The sequence below is a fragment of the Mesorhizobium sp. RSR565B genome (assembly GCF_054719465.1).
Genome location: NZ_JBTTIE010000001.1, coordinates 2,483,845 through 2,496,841, shown reverse-complemented (window position 1 = coordinate 2,496,841; position 12,997 = coordinate 2,483,845). Strand labels below are relative to the sequence as shown.

The window sequence follows — 12,997 nt, the reverse complement described above, 5'->3', positions numbered from 1 at the left end:
AGGTTAAGGCCGCATTAACTATACGGCAGCCGGTGCCACGATCTTGCTCACTCCACTGTAGGCAGTCTCAACAGTTCGGAACCAATCCGGTCGACGTCTCCCCGCCGGCGGCCATCACTAGAACGTGATTGCGCAGGGACCGAGGCCTGCCAGCACGGTTGCCAAAAAGAGAGGCCCGGAATGACCCGGGCCTCAAAGCGTGAACTCCTTTCGGGAGCGTCACGACGGGATGGGAGAATGCGGGCGGCCGAGGCCGCCCCGCAAGGCTTACGAGTGGTAGGCCGCTTCGCCATGCGAAGTCAGGTCGAGGCCTTCGCGCTCGGCGTCGGCTGTCGGACGCAGACCGATGATCAAGTCGACGACCTTGTAGAGGATTGCGCTGCCGATGCCCGACCACAGCAGGGTTACCAGGACGCCTTTGCCCTGCGCCAGGAGCTGCGTGGCCGTGCCGGCATAGCCGGCGGCGAAGTCGGCCGTCGAATAGTCGACGATGCCGGCGCCGCCGAGGGCGGGATTGACCAGAATGCCAGTGCCTAGCGCACCGATGATGCCACCGACGCAGTGGACGCCGAAGACATCGAGGCTGTCATCATAGTCGAACGTGTTCTTCACCACCGAGACGAAGAAGTAGCAGACGAAGGTGGCGACGATGCCAAGCACGATAGCGCCCATCGGGCCGGCAAAACCTGCAGCCGGCGTAATCGCGACGAGGCCGGTGACCGCGCCCGAAACAGCGCCGAGCATGGAGGCTTTGCCGCGCAGCAGCGATTCAAGCACGATCCAGGCCACTGCCGCCGCCGCCGTGGCGACGAAGGTGTTGATCATCGCCAGCACCGCATAGGCGTTCGCTTCGAGGTTCGAACCGGCGTTGAAGCCGAACCAGCCGACCCACAGCAATGAAGCGCCGACCATGGTCAGCGTCATCGAGTGCGGCGCCATGATGTCCTTCTTGTAGCCGATGCGCTTGCCGATCATCAGCGCGCCGACGAGACCGGCAATGCCCGCATTGATGTGAACGACCGTGCCGCCGGCGAAGTCGATGGCGCCGAAGCTGAAGATCAGGCCGGACGGGTCGGCATAGGCGCTCGGGCCGCCCCAGAACCAGACCATGTGCGCGATCGGGAAGTAGATTAACGTCACCCATAGGATAACGAAAAGGATCAAGGCGGAGAATTTGACGCGTTCGGCGAATGCGCCGACGATCAGGGCGGGCGTGATGCAGGCGAAGGTCATCTGGAAGACGACGAACACCAGTTCAGGAATGGCGACGCCCTTGCTGAAGGTTTCCGAAAGCGTCGATACGTTGACGCCGGAGAGAAACATCTTCGAAAGGCCGCCGACGAAGGCGTTGCCCGGGGTGAAGGCGAGGCTGTAGCCGTAGAAGACCCAGATGATCATGACCACGCTGGTGATGGTGAAGACCTGCATCAGCACCGACAGCATGTTCTTGGTACGAACCAGGCCGCCGTAGAAAAGCGCAAGGCCGGGAATGGTCATCAACAGCACCAGCACGGTGGAAATCATCATCCACGTGGTGTCGCCCTTGTCGACGGTAAAAGCCGGCGCTGCTGGCGCTGCCGCCGCGACGGCGGGAGCCGCCTCCTGCGCGAAGGCAGCAACCGTGCCCAATGCTCCGAGCGCTAAGGAGCCCAGCAGCGCGGAGCGCGCCACTGACTTCAAGGTGGAAGGTATATTCATTGAACTCTCCATTGGAATACGTGTTCGCCGCTCAAAGTGCGTCGGTGTCTGTTTCGCCGGTACGGATGCGCACCGCCTGATCGATGCCGAAGACGAAGATCTTGCCGTCGCCGATCTGGCCGGTCTTGGCCGCCGCCGTGATGGCTTCGACGGCCTTGTCGACCAGGTCTGTGCTAACCGCGACTTCGATCTTGATTTTCGGCAGGAAACTGACCGCGTATTCCGCCCCACGATAGATTTCCGTGTGTCCCTTCTGACGCCCGTAGCCTTTGACTTCGGTGACGGTCAGGCCCTGGATGCCGACGGCGGTGAGCGCTTCGCGCACCTCGTCGAGCTTGAACGGCTTGATGATTGCCATCACGATTTTCATAAGGTTTCACCCTTTGCTGTTGCGGTCCCCCGCGTTTGCACACCTTCACCGATCCCAAAAAGCCCGGAGAGTGCCCAACAGGATTCAAGCTCCGTGCCAGTTGCCGAAGCAGGGTGTTAACTCATTGTAAACAAACGGATCGCTCGAGTCCCGGCGCCACGGTGCGCACAGTCAACGGACAGTCACTGATTAAAAAGTAGGCAATTTTTCGAAAATGCCTATTCCGCAGGCGGCCGCTTCAGCCGGATCAGGCCTTCTTGGGCAACCGAGGCGATCAGCGTGCCGTCGCGGGCAAACAGCGAGCCGCGGGTGAAGCCGCGCGACCCCTGCGTCGACGGGCTGTCCTGCGTGTACAGGATCCAGTCATCGAGCGGATGGCTGCGATGGAACCACATCGCATGGTCGAGGCTCGCCGCCTGGATGTCGCGGTCGAAAATGGCGCGGCCGTGCGCAAAGGTCGAGGTGTCGAGCAGCGTCATGTCGGAGAGGTAGGCAAGCACCGCCGCCTGGATGCCGCGGTCGGCCGGCACCGGGCCGGTGGTGCGGATCCAGATGTTCTGCTGCGGCTCCAGCTTTTCGCGGCTGGTGTAATGCTTCAGCATCACCGGCTTCATCTCGATCGGCCGGTCACGCTCCCAGTAGCGCTTGATGCCGTCCGGCACCGCCTCGCCGAACTTGCCCAGCAATTCGCGCTGCGACAACAGGCTGTCGGGCGGCGGCACGTCGCGCGGCATCGGCAGCTGATGCTCAAGGCCAACCTCGTCCTGCTGGAACGAGGCTTCCAGCGAAAAGATCGCCTGGCCGTGCTGGATCGCCACCACGCGCCGCGTGGTGAAGGAGCCGCCATCGCGGATGCGGTCGACCTCGTAGACGATCGGCACCTTGGTGTCGCCGGGCCGCATGAAATAGCCGTGCAGCGAATGCACGTGGCGCTCGGGCTCGACGGTGCGCTGCGCGGCGACCAGCGCCTGGGCGATGGTCTGGCCGCCGAAAACGCGCTGCCAGTCGAGCTTGGGGCTGCGACCACGGTACAGATTGTGTTCAAGCTGCTCGAGGTCGAGAATGCTGAGAAGCTCGTCCATGGCCGCCGTCATGCTTCGTGACCTCGCCGTAAGATGCTATGGCGGTTTCCGACAGGAATGGCGGGCAGTCAAGGCCGGAATGCCCCAGTGGGCGGGGATGGTCGAGACTTCGAAAGGAATTGACATGGCGAACCGCAACCCGGACGCAAAAACCCCGCTCGACGTGCTGGTCGCTGGCGCCGGCTATGTCGGCCTCGCCGCCGCCGTGTCGCTGAAACAGGCGCGGCCGGGCCTCGCCGTGGCGGTCGTTGATGCTGCCCCCGCCGGCGTCTGGCAGAAGGACCGCCGCGCCTCGGCGATCGCCGCCGCCGCCTGCCGCATGCTCGACCAGCTCGGCGTCTGGCAGGAAATCGTCGGGCAATCGCAGGCGATCACCGAGATGATCGTCACCGATTCGCGCACCGCCGATCCGGTGCGTCCGGTGTTTCTCACCTTCGATGGCGAGGTCGCGCCGGGCGAACCGTTCGCCCACATGGTCGCCAACAAGGACCTGAACAGCGCCTTGCGCCGCCGCGCGCAAAAGCTCGGCATCGACATCATCGAAGGTGTCGCGGTCGCATCGTTCGACGGCAATGGCGCCGGCATCACCGTGCATCTGGCCGACGGCGCGGCGATTGAGGCGCGGCTGCTGGTCGCCGCCGACGGCGTCAATTCCAAATTGCGCGACATGGCCGGCATCAAGACGGTGAAATGGGAATATGGCCAGTCCGGCATCGTCTGCACGGTGGCGCATGAGCGCCCGCACAATGGCCGCGCCGAAGAGCATTTTCTGCCGGCCGGCCCGTTTGCAACGCTGCCGCTCAAGCCGACCGAGGACGGCACCAACCGTTCGTCGCTGGTCTGGGTCGAACGTTCCGAGGATGCCGAAAAGCTGGTCTCGGGCGACGACCTCGTCTTCGAGCAGGAGCTTGAATTGCGCTTCGGCCTGAAGCTCGGCGAAATCCGCGTCACCGACAAGCCGCGCGCCTGGCCGCTCGGCCTGACCATCGCGCGCGCCTTTGTCGCCCCGCGCATCGCGCTTGCCGGCGACGCCGCGCACGGCATCCACCCGATCGCCGGCCAGGGCCTCAATCTCGGCTTCAAGGATGTGGCGGCCCTTGCTGAAGTGGTGGTCGAGGCCGATCGCTTGGGACAGGATATCGGCGCGCTCGACGTGCTCGAGCGCTACCAGCAATGGCGCCGCTTCGACACGGTGCAGATGGGCGTCACCACAGATGTGCTGAACCGGCTGTTTTCCAACGACATCGGCCCGCTGCGCCAGCTCCGCGACATAGGCCTCGGCCTTGTCGAACGGATGCCCAGGCTGAAGGAGTTCTTCATCCGCCAGGCGTCGGGGTTGTCCAACGGCACACCACGGCTGCTCAAGGGTGAGGCGATTTAGGCCGGGAATGAGTGCCGCTTTGTCATAGACGCGGCTCGGCTCCTGACATCAGCCGCGCAATGTTGGCGCGGTGGCGCACGATCACGTAGATGCCGCCGGCGATGACCAGCAACCGGTAGGGCAATGGTTGTTCCATGCCGCCGACGAGGGCGATCGCGGTGAGCGCCGCCAGCATCGAACTCAGGGACACAATTCGGGAAACTGCCAACACCACGGCAAATGCCGTCGCCGCGCCTAGACCCACAGGCCAGGACATCGCCAACAAAACACCCAACCCCGTCGCAGCCGATTTGCCGCCGGTGAAATTCAGCCAGATCGAACGGCTATGCCCAAGCAAAACAGCGAGTCCGGCCAGGCATACAACCCAAGGAGCCCAAACGGGCATATCAGATATTGCCGACGGCGGCGTTGCGGAAGACTAGAAACAAAACCAACGGGCAAAGATGACCGCTGCCGCCCCTTTCAGCACGTCCACCAGAAGCACCACCAATGCTGGCCATTTCCCGAGTGTGCGCAATACATTTGTCGCACCGGTGGACTTGGAGCCGTGCTCCCGGATATCGATGCCCTTAAGCAGTTTCCCCGCAGATAGCCGGCAGGCGTAGAGCCGATAAGGTAAGCGGCAGCCGATCCTGCCACGCTCGCTATCCAGAATGACATGCGCCCGGGCTGTTTCTCAGTTGACCTCAAACCCCAGCTTCTGCCGCAGTCGCAGCATGCGTTGGTCGGCGACCTTGAAACTCTGCTCGCCGCTCTTGGCAACACGATCCACCATCTGCAGCAGATCTTCGCGCTCGTGGGGATCGAGGCGCTCGCGCAGGAAGGGCGCCAGCTTGTCGATGACGATCGTCGTGTCGTCGATCTGCGCCGCGGCCCATTTGGCGTAGACGACGGCTTCATCGGTCTTCTTCTGGTTGTCCGCAATCTGCGAGATCACCTCGCGGATAACCGTTTCGCGCTTCGGCAGGATCGGACCATGCTCCGCCGCAATTGCCATGATCAGCGTTGCTGCCGCCACCACCGGATCGTCGATCGCCGTCAGCGGCGACAGCGCCGCCTGCTTGCGCAGCTTCTTGCGCCTTATGTTGCCCTGGACGCGGCCGACGACGTCGGCGACCTCGCGCGCGGCTTCGTTCATAGCCTTCATGCGATACCACCAGAACGCCCCGGCTCCCAGCACGCCGAGAATAGCAATCAGGAAAGGCATGTCGAATTCCCCCGAAAATTGCGGCGACGATAGGAGAACTCCGGCGTTGCTTCAACACGCAAGAATTGTATCTGATGAGAAAACAGAGCTGGCCCCCTAATCATCCAGACGCCGAGATCGGGCGTCCTGGGTGCAGGTCGCTCGTCACGGGCACTAATGATGCAACCGCTTAGCGATAACGCTGACTTCGCATCGAGCGCGGTGCCCATCATGACGATCCGTTCGGCCACTGCAACGCGGCTGCCGGCGCGGTGACGCCAGCCTGGGACGATCCGATGTTCCACCCGTTTCTCTACGGGTCGGGGCAAGGGGCGGAATACCGCGCCGGCTTCTACGGCCTTGCCGGCTGGCACAAGGAAGGCCATATGCTGCGCGCGCTGTTCGAGGGCGTGATGTTCGAGCATAGGCGCCACATCAATGTCCTGAAGGACGCCGGTGTCAGCTTCGACAAGGCGGTCCTGTCCGGCGGCGGCTCGCGCAGCGAGCACTGGCTGCAAATCTTCGCCGACGGGCTTGGGGTGCCGATCACCGTGCCTGAGGCGCGCGAGACCGGCGCGCTTGGCGCGGCAATCGGCGCCGGGGTCGCGGCCGGCCTGTTCGCCGACTACGAGGCCGGCGTTGACGCCATGACCCGGTCAAGCGCCGCCTACCGTCCGAACCCGGCCATGCAGGACCATTACAACAGGCGTTATCGCGCCTATTGCGGCCTTGCCGATACGCTGCGATCGTTCTGGGCCGAACAGGCGGCAGAACCGAGTAGAACACCGCCGAGTAAACCACCGCAATGACCCAACGGCTCGATGGCGACTACGACTACATCATCGTCGGCGCAGGCACGGCGGGCTGCGTGCTGGCCAATCGGCTGAGCGAAAACCCGGCGACGCGCGTGCTGCTGCTTGAGGCCGGCGGCAGCGACAATTATCACTGGGTGCATATCCCGGTCGGCTATCTCTATTGCATCGGCAATCCGCGCACCGACTGGATGATGAAGACTGCCCCCGAAGCCGGCCTGAACGGCCGCTCGCTGGTCTATCCCCGCGGCAAGGTGCTGGGCGGCTGCACCTCGGTCAACGGCATGATCTACATGCGCGGCCAGGCGGCGGACTACGATGGCTGGCGGCAGATGGGCAATGTCGGCTGGGGCTGGGACGATGTGCTGCCCTACTTCCTCAAATCCGAGGACCATCATGGCGGCAAGACCGAGCTGCATGGCTCCCGCGGCGAATGGAAAGTGGCGCGGCAACGCCTGTCGTGGCCGATCCTGAACACCGTGCAGGAGGCGGCCAAGGAATTCGGCATCATGCCGCGCGAGGATTTTAACGACGGCGACAATGAGGGGTCCGGCTTCTTCGAAGTCAACCAGAGCAAGGGCGTGCGCTGGAACACAGCCAAGGCATTCTTGCGCCCGGCGCTGCGACGGCCGAACCTCAGGCTGGTCGTCAACGCGCATGTCGAGACGGTGTTGTTCGAGGGCAAGCGTGCTATCGGCGTTTGTTATCGCGTCGGCGGCCAAACCATCGAGGCAAAGGCCAGGAGCGAGGTGCTGCTGACCGCCGGCTCGATCAACACGCCGAAACTGCTGGAGCTTTCCGGGGTCGGCGAGCCGGATCGCCTCGCCGCGCTCGGCATCGATGTGGTTCACGCCAGCCCCGATGTCGGCGAGAACCTTCAGGACCATCTGCAGATCCGCACTGTCTACAAAGTGTCGTCGGCGCTGACGCTCAACACGCTAGCCAACAGCCTGAGCGGCAAGGCGAAGATCGCGCTGCAATATGCCTTTGGCCGCTCGGGACCGATGTCGATGGCGCCGAGCCAGTTCGGCATGTTCTCGAAATCCGATCCGTCGATGGCGACGCCGGACCTGGAGTACCACGTCCAGCCCTTGTCTACCGACCGGCTGGGCGACCCGCTGCACCCGTTCCCGGCAATCACCATGTCGGTCTGCAATCTGCGGCCCGAGAGCGTCGGCTCGGTGCACGCTACGACGCGCGAGCTGGCCGTGCAGCCGGAGATCCGGCTGAACTACCTCTCTACGGCGCGCGACCGCGAGATCGCGCTGCGTTCGGTGCGCCAGGCGCGCAGCATCATGACCGCCAAGGCTCTTGCCGGCTTCCATCCGGAAGAAATCCTGCCTGGTCTCGCCCACCAGTCGGACGAGGACCTGCTGCACCAGATCGGCTCGATCGCCACGACCATCTTCCACCCGGTCGGCACCTGCCGGATGGGCATCGATGACCGCGCCGTCGTCAGCCCGGACCTGCGCGTGACCGGTATCGAGGGGCTGCGGATCATCGACGCGTCGATCATGCCGCGCATCGTCTCCGGCAACACCGCCTCGCCAGTGGTGATGATCGCCGAGAAGGCGGCGGATATGATCCGCCGGCCTGCATGACGTCGCCGCCGCCTATGACCCCGGCACGTCGTAGATCGCCCTGACTTCGACGGTGCCGATTTCAGCCAGCGGAATTTTGCCGGCGATCTCCAGCGCCTTGTCGAGAGTGTCGGCTTCGATCATGACGAAACCAAGCAACTGCTCCTTGGTTTCGGCAAACGGACCGTCAGTGATCAGCCGCTTGCCTTGGCGCCGCCGCACCGTCTTCGACGTCTTCACCGATTGCAGCGCCTGCGCGATGATCAGCTTGCCTTGCTGGTCCAATGACCGGTCATAGGCCATCGAATCGGCGTCGAGCTTGGCCAGACGCTCAGGCGTCATGGCATGGAGGTCCTTTTCCTCGCCGTAGACCAGACAGACATATTTCATTTCCAGCTCCCTTGCTGTGACGAACCATAGGTGATCACGGCGCCGGCGGCATCCTTGCCGGCAGCAGCGTGGTCGAGCACGCAGACCGCAATGCCGATCACGGCGACCGCAGCAAGCAGCCGGCCGAAGCCGGAAGGTCGCGAGCACTCGATCTCGTGTAGACGCGCGCTTTTGTCGGCGTCGTTCCAATGGGCAGAAAACAGATTGTTCATCTTGGATCTCCATCCGCCACGAGAATCCGTGGACGCTCGCAGGACGGCCGGCGCCGATGCAAGTCGACATTTTTGCACGCACATTTTTTCAGAAAAATTTGCAGGGCACGCCGGCGTCGCATCCGGCCGAAACAGCGCGGTGGTCTTCCCCTGCCGCCGCGCTATAGTTGGAGGGAACGCCGCGTGGCCGGCGCTGTCGCTGTAATCAAGGAGAATTCTATGGACCGTACCGCAAACGCCGTCTGGAAAGGCAATCTGAAGGAGGGCACGGGCACGCTCGACAGCCAGAGCGGCACCTTGAAGGGCACGCCCTATTCGTTCAAGGCTCGCTTCGAGGACGAGAGCGGCAAATCCGGCACCAATCCCGAAGAGTTGATCGCGGCGGCACACGCCGGCTGCTACGCCATGCAGCTGTCGCATTTCCTGGCCGAGAACGGCACGCCCGCCACCGAGCTCGACGCCAAGGCGGTGGTGACGCTGGTGCCCGGCACCGGCATCACCGGCAGCGCCATCACCCTGATCGGCAAGGTGCCGGGCATTGATGCGGCGAAGTTCAAGGAACTGGCCGAGAAGGCCAAGGCGGAGTGCCCGGTTTCGAAGGCACTGGGGGCCATCGCAGTGTCGCTCGACGCGAAGCTGGGGTGATCCGCCGATTTTGCCCGGGGTAGCGATTCTTCGCGCCCCCCTCTGCCCTGCCGGGCATCTCCCGGGGAGATTGGAAGCTCGGTAGCTGGCACTTTCTTTCGACGTTCGTGATTGGCGAAGGCCGGCGTGACATCTGATCTCCCCACTTGAGGGGGAGATGGCCGGCAGGCCAGAGGGGGGTGCTGTCCCACCAACGTCTCGGATAACTATTAGGCGCCCAGCGCATCAAGCCGGGCGCGAAGGGCTGCGACTTCCTGCTCCAGAGCCTCCAATCTCGCTTCCAGGTCGGAAGCAGGCAAGGCCGGCGCGCTCCGCTGCACCGATAACGCCGCGACGTCCACCGGTCCTGCGAGCAGATGCACGTAGCGGTCCTCGCGCTGGCCTGGCCCGCGCGGTATTTCCTGGATCAGCGGCGGTCGGCGGCCGATCAGCATGTCGAGTTCAGCGCGCAGGTCTTCGATCGACGAAAACCGCGCCATGCGCTCAGCTCGCGCCAGCAACTCATGCGCCGTCTGCGGCCCGCGCAGCAAAAGCAGGCCGATCACCGCAGTCTGCGGCCTCGTCAGCGAGAAGCGCTGCGCCATCTGATGCTCATAGCGCTCGACGCGCGAGCCGAACATCTGACGCACCAGCCCCTTCTGCTCGAGCAGCTTCAGCGTCCGATGCACCTCTGTCGGCTCGAGCGCCATCACAGGCTCGCGCGCCGTCTTCTGGTTGGCGGCTGCAAGTGCTGCATTCAGCGTCAGCGGATAGACATCCGGCGTCAGCTCCTTCTTCTCGATCAGGCAGCCGAGCACACGGACTTCGATCGGATTAAGGATTGGAAGCTCTTCGCTCATTGGGTTGAGTATCCTTTCTAGCGCCGGCGAGACAGCGCCCACCTCTCTGTCCTACCGGATATCTCCCCACCCGTGGGGGAGATGTCCGGCAGGACAGAGGGGCGCGCGAAGGATCGCCGCGTTCGAGATTGCCGCGAGCGAACTCGCCTCAACTAAACCCGCCGCTCCACCATCATCTTCTTGATCTCGGCAATCGCCTTGGCCGGGTTGAGCCCCTTCGGGCAGGTCTGGGCGCAGTTCATGATGGTGTGGCAGCGGTAGAGCCGGAACGGGTCTTCGAGATCGTCGAGCCGTTCGCCCGTGGCTTCGTCGCGGCTGTCGATCAGCCAGCGATAGGCCTGCAGCAACGTCGCCGGGCCGAGATAGCGGTCGCCGTTCCACCAATAGCTCGGGCACGAGGTCGAGCAGCAGGCGCACAGGATGCACTCGTAGAGCCCGTCGAGCTTTTCGCGATCCTCATGGCTCTGCAGCCATTCCTTGGCCGGCTCTGGCGACACTGTCTTCAGCCATGGCTGGATCGAGGCGTGCTGGGCGTAGAAATTGGTGAGGTCGGGCACCAGATCCTTGACCACCTGCATATGCGGCAGCGGGTAGACCTTGACGGCGCCGGAAATGTCGTCGCAGCCCTTGGTGCAGGCCAGCGTGTTGGAGCCATCGATGTTCATGGCGCAGGAGCCGCAAATGCCTTCGCGGCATGAGCGGCGCAAGGCAAGCGTCGGATCGATCTTGTTCTTGATCCAGAGCAGCGCGTCGAGCACCATCGGCCCGCAATCGTCCATGTCGACGAAATAGGTGTCGATGCGCGGGTTCTCGTCATCGTCGGGCGACCAGCGGTAGATGCGGTATTCCCGCAGGTTGGTGGCGCCCTCCGGCTTCGGCCAGGTCTTGCCCGGCTGCACCTTGGAGTTCTTGGGAAGCGTGAGTTCGACCATTACCTCAGATCCTTTCGGATGACGGGCTTCGGCACCATGGTCAGTATACCCTGGCCTTCGGCGCGATCTTGGCAAGACTGATGCCGCCGTCCTTTTCCGCCACCAGCGGCTCGGTGTGCACGGGACGATAGCTGAGGCTCACCTGGCCGTCCTCGCTTAGCCGGGCCAGCGTATGCTTGCGCCAGATAATGTCGTCTCGGGCCGAAAAATCTTCGCGCGCATGCGCGCCGCGGCTCTCCTTGCGCGCCTCGGCGCCGTAGACCGTGGTGATGGCGTTGGCCATCAGATTTTCCAGCTCCAGCGTCTCGACCAGGTCGGAATTCCAGATCATCGAGCGGTCGGAGACTTTCAGGTCCTTGAGCTCGGTCCATATCTGCGAAATGCGCTTGCAGCCGTTTTCGAGCGACTCCTGTGTGCGGAACACGGCGGCGTCTTCCTGCATCGCCTTCTGCATTTTCTCACGCAGAACGGCGGTTGGCGTCGAGCCATTGGCGTGGCGCAGCCGGTCGAAGCGGTCCATGATGTTTTCGACCGAGGCTTCGTTGGGCGAAGGGATCGCCGAATTGCGGTCGATGACCTGGCCGGCGCGGATTGCGGCGGCGCGGCCGAACACCACCAGATCGATCAGCGAGTTCGAGCCCAGCCGGTTGGCGCCGTGCACGGAGGCACAGCCGGCCTCGCCGACCGCCATCAGCCCGGGTGACACCCGGTCAGGATTCTCGACAGTCGGGTTCAGCACCTCGCCCCAGTAATTGGTCGGCACGCCGCCCATATTGTAGTGCACCGTCGGCAGCACGGGGATCGGCTCCTTGGTCAGGTCGACGCCGGCGAAAATCCTGGCCGATTCCGAAATGCCCGGCAGCCGCTCATGCAGCACGGCCGGATCGAGATGGTCGAGATGCAGGAAGATATGGTCCTTGTTCTTGCCGACCCCGCGGCCTTCGCGGATCTCCAGCGTCATGCAACGCGAGACGACGTCGCGCGAGGCCAGGTCCTTGGCCGACGGCGCGTAGCGCTCCATGAAGCGCTCGCCCTCGGAATTGACGAGATAGCCGCCCTCGCCGCGCGCGCCTTCGGTGATCAGGCAGCCGGCGCCGTAGATGCCGGTCGGATGAAACTGCACGAACTCCATATCCTGCAACGGGAAGCCGGCCCGTGCCGCCATGCCGCCGCCGTCGCCTGTACAGGTGTGCGCCGACGTCGCCGAGAAATAGGCGCGGCCATATCCGCCGGTCGCCAGCACCACCATCTTGGCGGAGAAGCGATGGATAGTGCCGTCGTCGAGGTTCCAGGCGACGACGCCGGTGCAGGTGCCGTCCGGTTCCATGATCAGGTCGAGCGCAAAATACTCGATGAAGAACTGTGCATTGTTCTTCAGCGACTGGCCGTAGAGCGTGTGCAGGATGGCGTGACCGGTGCGGTCGGCGGCAGCACAGGTGCGCTGCACCGGCGGGCCGTCGCCATAATTCATCATGTGTCCGCCGAACGGCCGCTGGTAGATCTTGCCCTCTTCGGTGCGCGAGAACGGCACGCCGTAATGCTCGAGCTCGTAGACCGCCGCCGGTGCCTCGCGCACCAGATATTCCATGGCGTCGACGTCGCCCAGCCAGTCCGAACCCTTGACGGTGTCGTACATGTGCCACTGCCAGGAGTCCGGACCCATGTTGGACAGCGACGCGGCAATGCCGCCTTGTGCCGCCACCGTGTGCGAGCGGGTCGGGAACACTTTGGTGATGCAGGCCGTGCGCAGGCCCTGCTCGGCCATGCCGAGCGTGGCGCGCAGGCCGGCGCCGCCGGCGCCGACGACCACCACGTCGAACTTGTGGTCGACAAAGGTATAGCCGGTGGCCGATTTCGCGTCCTTGGCCAA

At 63.8% G+C, this 12,997-nt stretch carries 12 protein-coding genes and 2 pseudogenes; 4 read left to right on the top strand and 10 right to left on the bottom strand.

What is annotated here, in order from left to right; all coding sequences use genetic code 11:
* Positions 1 to 267: 267 nt before the first annotated feature.
* From ACYG9R_RS12160 to tesB, 3 genes are all read right to left on the bottom strand, one after another.
* On the bottom strand, positions 268 to 1,716 hold the full coding sequence (locus tag ACYG9R_RS12160; protein ID WP_373420142.1) for an ammonium transporter: 1,449 nt from the start codon (positions 1,714 to 1,716) through the stop codon (positions 268 to 270).
* Between the two features lie 13 nt (positions 1,717 to 1,729).
* Positions 1,730 to 2,068 carry a P-II family nitrogen regulator gene (locus tag ACYG9R_RS12155; protein WP_023670499.1) on the bottom strand — a complete coding sequence of 113 codons (339 nt, stop codon included), beginning with the start codon at positions 2,066 to 2,068 and terminating at the stop codon, positions 1,730 to 1,732.
* 218 nt (positions 2,069 to 2,286) lie between these two features.
* Complete coding sequence (tesB, locus tag ACYG9R_RS12150; RefSeq protein ID WP_023687727.1) at positions 2,287 to 3,162, bottom strand: acyl-CoA thioesterase II; 876 nt, start codon at positions 3,160 to 3,162, stop codon at positions 2,287 to 2,289.
* Between the two features lie 112 nt (positions 3,163 to 3,274).
* Between tesB and ACYG9R_RS12145 the strand changes: the two genes are divergently transcribed.
* Entirely contained in the window at positions 3,275 to 4,531 is a 1,257-nt protein-coding gene (locus ACYG9R_RS12145) for a ubiquinone biosynthesis hydroxylase (protein WP_023726060.1), read from the top strand.
* A 22-nt stretch (positions 4,532 to 4,553) separates the two neighbouring features.
* Here the strand turns inward: ACYG9R_RS12145 and plsY are convergent.
* Both plsY and ACYG9R_RS12135 read right to left on the bottom strand, forming a co-directional pair.
* Positions 4,554 to 5,191 (bottom strand): annotated as a pseudogene (plsY, locus tag ACYG9R_RS12140) (glycerol-3-phosphate 1-O-acyltransferase PlsY).
* 16 nt (positions 5,192 to 5,207) lie between these two features.
* The gene (locus ACYG9R_RS12135) at positions 5,208 to 5,738 is read right to left on the bottom strand and encodes a hypothetical protein (protein WP_023824352.1); all 531 of its coding nucleotides are present in this window, start codon (positions 5,736 to 5,738) and stop codon (positions 5,208 to 5,210) included.
* 197 nt (positions 5,739 to 5,935) lie between these two features.
* Here ACYG9R_RS12135 and ACYG9R_RS12130 point away from each other — a divergent pair.
* Together ACYG9R_RS12130 and ACYG9R_RS12125 are read left to right on the top strand one after the other, a co-directional pair.
* Positions 5,936 to 6,526, top strand: a pseudogene (locus tag ACYG9R_RS12130) (FGGY-family carbohydrate kinase); the annotation flags it as partial.
* The gene (locus ACYG9R_RS12125) at positions 6,523 to 8,130 is read left to right on the top strand and encodes a GMC family oxidoreductase (RefSeq protein WP_023742127.1); all 1,608 of its coding nucleotides are present in this window, start codon (positions 6,523 to 6,525) and stop codon (positions 8,128 to 8,130) included. The pseudogene ACYG9R_RS12130 and the gene ACYG9R_RS12125, both read left to right, overlap by 4 nt.
* A 12-nt stretch (positions 8,131 to 8,142) precedes the next feature.
* Here the strand turns inward: ACYG9R_RS12125 and ACYG9R_RS12120 are convergent, their stop codons facing one another.
* Positions 8,143 to 8,499 carry a YciI family protein gene (locus tag ACYG9R_RS12120; protein WP_023698373.1) on the bottom strand — a complete coding sequence of 119 codons (357 nt, stop codon included), beginning with the start codon at positions 8,497 to 8,499 and terminating at the stop codon, positions 8,143 to 8,145.
* Positions 8,496 to 8,711 carry a hypothetical protein gene (locus ACYG9R_RS12115; RefSeq protein WP_023698372.1) on the bottom strand — a complete coding sequence of 72 codons (216 nt, stop codon included), beginning with the start codon at positions 8,709 to 8,711 and terminating at the stop codon, positions 8,496 to 8,498. The genes ACYG9R_RS12120 and ACYG9R_RS12115 overlap by 4 nt, the downstream gene beginning before the upstream one ends.
* Before the next feature lie 219 nt (positions 8,712 to 8,930).
* Between ACYG9R_RS12115 and ACYG9R_RS12110 the strand changes: the two genes are divergently transcribed.
* Positions 8,931 to 9,356: an OsmC family protein gene (locus ACYG9R_RS12110; RefSeq protein WP_023807689.1), complete on the top strand. Its 426-nt coding sequence runs from the start codon at positions 8,931 to 8,933 to the stop codon at positions 9,354 to 9,356.
* Between the two features lie 209 nt (positions 9,357 to 9,565).
* On the opposite strand, the gene ACYG9R_RS12105 is transcribed toward ACYG9R_RS12110, so the two are convergent.
* The 3 genes from ACYG9R_RS12105 to sdhA form a co-directional block, all read right to left on the bottom strand.
* Positions 9,566 to 10,195 carry a YceH family protein gene (locus tag ACYG9R_RS12105; RefSeq protein ID WP_023683887.1) on the bottom strand — a complete coding sequence of 210 codons (630 nt, stop codon included), beginning with the start codon at positions 10,193 to 10,195 and terminating at the stop codon, positions 9,566 to 9,568.
* Between the two features lie 152 nt (positions 10,196 to 10,347).
* A complete protein-coding gene (locus ACYG9R_RS12100; protein WP_023670510.1) occupies positions 10,348 to 11,127 on the bottom strand; it encodes a succinate dehydrogenase iron-sulfur subunit in 780 nt (259 codons plus the stop codon).
* A 40-nt stretch (positions 11,128 to 11,167) separates the two neighbouring features.
* On the bottom strand, positions 11,168 to 12,997 hold the full coding sequence (gene sdhA, locus ACYG9R_RS12095; RefSeq protein WP_023687711.1) for a succinate dehydrogenase flavoprotein subunit: 1,830 nt from the start codon (positions 12,995 to 12,997) through the stop codon (positions 11,168 to 11,170).

Bases quoted from the DNA above. Each gene is read 5' to 3' on its own strand.
- ACYG9R_RS12155 (WP_023670499.1), bottom strand. From the start codon at position 2,068: ATGAAAATCGTGATGGCAATCATCAAGCCGTTCAAGCTCGACGAGGTG.
- tesB (WP_023687727.1), bottom strand. From the start codon at position 3,162: ATGACGGCGGCCATGGACGAGCTTCTCAGCATTCTCGACCTCGAGCAG.
- ACYG9R_RS12145 (WP_023726060.1), top strand. From the start codon at position 3,275: ATGGCGAACCGCAACCCGGACGCAAAAACCCCGCTCGACGTGCTGGTC.
- ACYG9R_RS12135 (WP_023824352.1), bottom strand. From the start codon at position 5,738: ATGCCTTTCCTGATTGCTATTCTCGGCGTGCTGGGAGCCGGGGCGTTC.
- ACYG9R_RS12125 (WP_023742127.1), top strand. From the start codon at position 6,523: ATGACCCAACGGCTCGATGGCGACTACGACTACATCATCGTCGGCGCA.
- ACYG9R_RS12120 (WP_023698373.1), bottom strand. From the start codon at position 8,499: ATGAAATATGTCTGTCTGGTCTACGGCGAGGAAAAGGACCTCCATGCC.
- ACYG9R_RS12115 (WP_023698372.1), bottom strand. From the start codon at position 8,711: ATGAACAATCTGTTTTCTGCCCATTGGAACGACGCCGACAAAAGCGCG.
- ACYG9R_RS12110 (WP_023807689.1), top strand. From the start codon at position 8,931: ATGGACCGTACCGCAAACGCCGTCTGGAAAGGCAATCTGAAGGAGGGC.
- ACYG9R_RS12105 (WP_023683887.1), bottom strand. From the start codon at position 10,195: ATGAGCGAAGAGCTTCCAATCCTTAATCCGATCGAAGTCCGTGTGCTC.
- ACYG9R_RS12100 (WP_023670510.1), bottom strand. From the start codon at position 11,127: ATGGTCGAACTCACGCTTCCCAAGAACTCCAAGGTGCAGCCGGGCAAG.